This is a genomic window from Bacteroides sp. An19, from assembly GCF_002160215.1.
Classification (GTDB): Bacteria; Bacteroidota; Bacteroidia; order Bacteroidales; family Bacteroidaceae; genus Phocaeicola; species Phocaeicola intestinalis.
Map to the genome: position 1 here is coordinate 1 of NZ_NFKD01000121.1, position 3,303 is coordinate 3,303.

General features: G+C 35.9%; 3 protein-coding genes. All 3 read right to left on the reverse strand.

Annotation, left to right across the window (positions count from 1 at the left end; translation table 11 throughout):
• Positions 1-25: 25 nt before the first annotated feature.
• Genes B5F25_RS20665 through B5F25_RS20675 form a run of 3 tightly spaced genes read right to left on the reverse strand, consistent with a single transcriptional unit; the run spans position 26 to position 3,237 of the window.
• The gene (locus tag B5F25_RS20665) at positions 26-1,036 is read right to left on the reverse strand and encodes a site-specific integrase (RefSeq protein WP_087251727.1); all 1,011 of its coding nucleotides are present in this window, start codon (positions 1,034-1,036) and stop codon (positions 26-28) included.
• Between the two features lie 4 nt (positions 1,037-1,040).
• Entirely contained in the window at positions 1,041-1,994 is a 954-nt protein-coding gene (locus B5F25_RS20670) for a tyrosine-type recombinase/integrase (protein ID WP_087251725.1), read from the reverse strand.
• Positions 1,987-3,237, reverse strand: a complete 1,251-nt coding sequence (locus tag B5F25_RS20675) for a site-specific integrase (RefSeq protein WP_087251726.1) — start codon at positions 3,235-3,237, stop codon at positions 1,987-1,989. Before B5F25_RS20675 ends, B5F25_RS20670 begins: the two co-directional genes overlap by 8 nt.
• Positions 3,238-3,303: the final 66 nt, after the last annotated feature.

The following is a 3,303-nucleotide window of genomic DNA, read 5'->3' on the forward strand; positions in this document are numbered from 1 at the left end:
ACTTTACATAATACTTAAACGATTTTCAGAAAGACTTAAGGAAGTCCATCAGCGCTTCATTATTTTGCCATACTGGTTCTGTTTCCGGGACTATTTTGATATATGCTTTCTCAATGGCTTCTCGTTTCATTTTAGAGTCTGCACGTGCATAAATTTCAGTTGTTTGTATGTTGGCATGCCCAAGAAAGTCTCGTATATAAACCAATTCTACTCCTGCTTGTAAAAGGTGCATAGCGCGGCTATGTCTAAGTGAATGGCAACTTATTCCATCAGGAATCAAAACAGGATTCTTCTTTCTTGCCTTCTGTACATAAATATTAAGTATATTCGATATGCCAGCTCGTGTCAGTTTTTCACCCCAAGCATTGGGGAATAGCGGATGTTGTGCATATTCCGCAGATAACAAATTGTTTTCTTCCATATATTTCCTTAGAATATCCAATTGTCTTTCCATTATAGGTACGATTCTCGACTTTCCCCCTTTCCCCTTAATACATATGCTATAAGGTTTACTAAAACGGATAGAAGAAGGCATCATATTGATAATTTCTGAAACTCTTGCTCCTGTATCATACATAAGAGATAAGATTGCCAAATCTCTTCTGCCTCGTTTCCGGCTAATATCAGGCTGTTCCAACAAAAGACGCATTCCTTCTATTGTCAAATATTTGATTATAGATGTGTCGGTTCTTTTATTTTCTATAGTTATCACTTGATTATATGCAGAGATTCTATCCGGATTCTTGTATTGTACATATTTTACAAAAGAACGGATTGCCGCAAGACGAAGATTTCTTGTTGATGCAGTGCATTTCCGTCCTGTTTCAAGCCAGTCAAGAAACGATATGACATTGTCTTTCGTTATCATGGACATTGTTATACGTTCTGCCTTTACCCCTAATTCCTTCATATAACGGAGATATAAGATGAACGTATCTTTATAGGAATAGATTGTATTAGTTCTTGCTCCCTTTTCGTGAGGAAGGTACTTAACAAGAAAATCTGTCAGATATTTGGAAAAATCTGTCGGTTTCATAATTTTAAATTTTAGGGAATACGTTAAAACAAATAGCATCTACTTTCTCCAATAAGCCGGGAAACATGTCTTCTGTTAGCCTGACATAATTATTAGTGGCTTGATAAGATTTATGCCCTAAATAAGTGGATAAAATGGGTAGAGCGCAATATAAATCCATACCAGATTCTACCATTTTTACCAAAGAATGAACAGCAAAGGTATGCCTCAAATCATGCAGGCGTATGTTATTCTTGGGAATTCTTGCAAAAAGCAATATTTTCCTGAATCTACGATATATACTATCTCTACTGCATCTGCCACCCTTTAATGTTACAAAAAATGGACTGTCCATAGATGTGCTTACCGGCAGTCTATCTCGTTTCATGACGTATTCCTTGAGGACCGCTGATAAAGTGGCATCAAATGGAATCAGTCTGTCTTCGCCATTTTTTGTGTCTCTAAGAATGCAATAATTTTCTTTAAGATTGACATCTTGGTTATTTAGAGAAACAGCTTCACTTATGCGCATTCCTGTTGCATATAAAGTACGTATTATAGCAGGCATGGCAAAAATAGAGGATCTTAAATCGTTATTCCCACTCTGATAATTATCGCAAGCCCAAAATAACTTAGCTACCTCTTCGTGAGTGAATATGTACGGGACAAAATTGTTTCGTAATATTGGCAGTTTGATTATGTAGGAGGGGAAACCTCTTTGCGATAGAAAGGAAGAAAAGGAATTCAATAATGTGCACCTGTGATAATGTGTACTTGCCGATTCATTTTCCCTTCTTTTACACCATTGTTCAGAAATTGCTTTAGTGACGCCGATAGTATCGTTATGGCTCCGCAATATGAATTGGTCAAAATCAGAGAACATACTTTCGGCATGTGTATATTTGAAACCCATATTACGCTTTACGGCAATTAATTCTTCAATATATGGTGCATAAATACTATGGTAAGTCTTACTCATAAAAATACCCTCCTTTCTGATTGTAAAATTTTAGGTCAACTTCCGGCACTGGCAACGAACACTGTCTCAATGCTTGTGCATCAACCCTCAAGTAATATTTGGTCGTTTCCGTACTGCCATGCCCGAGAACTTCGCTTATGACCGGAAGTTTCACTTTTTCCGATAAAAGCAATGCCGCTAAAGAATGTCGTAATGCGTGTGATCCATGATGTTTATCTTTTGTATCAATCTTGGCTATGGCAAAATACTTCCTTGCTATTTGAGTTATCAGAAATGCGTTTATCTTTTTATATGGACTGCGTGAAAGCAAGAATACATATTGCAAACCTGACTTTTTACGTCCATAACGTAAGTATTCTATAATGGAGTTGCCGATTTCTGGCAAGAGTGGCAAAACAAGTTCTTTGCCTGTTTTGTATTGAACAAGCCGAATAATGTTATGTTCCCAATGTATATTCTCAAATTTCAAATTTGCTATATCAGATGCCCTTAAACCGAGAATTGATGCAAGACACAATATCGCATAATCACGCTTGCCTATCCCTGTACTTCGGTCAACAGACGCCAGAATCTTTCTTATCTCTTCTTCACTATAGACGGAAGGAAGTTTAGGCTGCTTATTATAGTTCTCCTTTGGTATAATGGAAGCCAAATCCACTTTTATGTATTGGTTGTTATATAAATATCTCAAGAATGGTCTCACATAATGTATGAATTTGTCTCCGTATGATTTATATTTAAAATCATTCCGCAAATAATGGAGTATTATTGATTCTGTTAAATCGTTTATCCTTGTTATGTTATGGGAAGTAAGATATTCCCAAAAACGGCCCAAGTTCAATCTGTCATGGTTTATGGTACCATCTGAGATTCTGTCTTGCCTTCTTTGTTCCATATACTGTAACATCAAAAGACCTATTTCTCCTTCAAATTTGAAATTCATCTTTTTAACGAAAACCCTACCATGCAGTAAATAATCCTTAAACAATATGATTGAGGCAAATATTCTTCTTACACCTCGTTCTATCGTCTGCAGGTCTTTTCCGCCTGATATTTCAAGCAGAAATTCATCACAAATTTCCGGTGTCGGATATTTCATCTGGTGATTGACCATAAATTGTTTTAAACGACTCCAAACCAAGACATGATTTCGCAAGGTCTTTTCTTTTCGATGATATTCATTTCTCAGAATATCCAAAATTGATGAAGATACCTCTTCAAAAGTTTTAATCTGTTTATACATACTTAATTAACTATTGATTAGACGCTCTAATATAGCCAATTTTTATGTATAGAATTTAGGTATGAT

What these genes read in the sequence shown, in the direction of transcription:
- B5F25_RS20665 (WP_087251727.1), bottom strand. Translation starts at nt 1,036, where the DNA reads ATGAAACCGACAGATTTTTCCAAATATCTGACAGATTTTCTTGTTAAG.
- B5F25_RS20670 (WP_087251725.1), bottom strand. Translation starts at nt 1,994, where the DNA reads ATGAGTAAGACTTACCATAGTATTTATGCACCATATATTGAAGAATTA.
- B5F25_RS20675 (WP_087251726.1), bottom strand. Translation starts at nt 3,237, where the DNA reads ATGTATAAACAGATTAAAACTTTTGAAGAGGTATCTTCATCAATTTTG.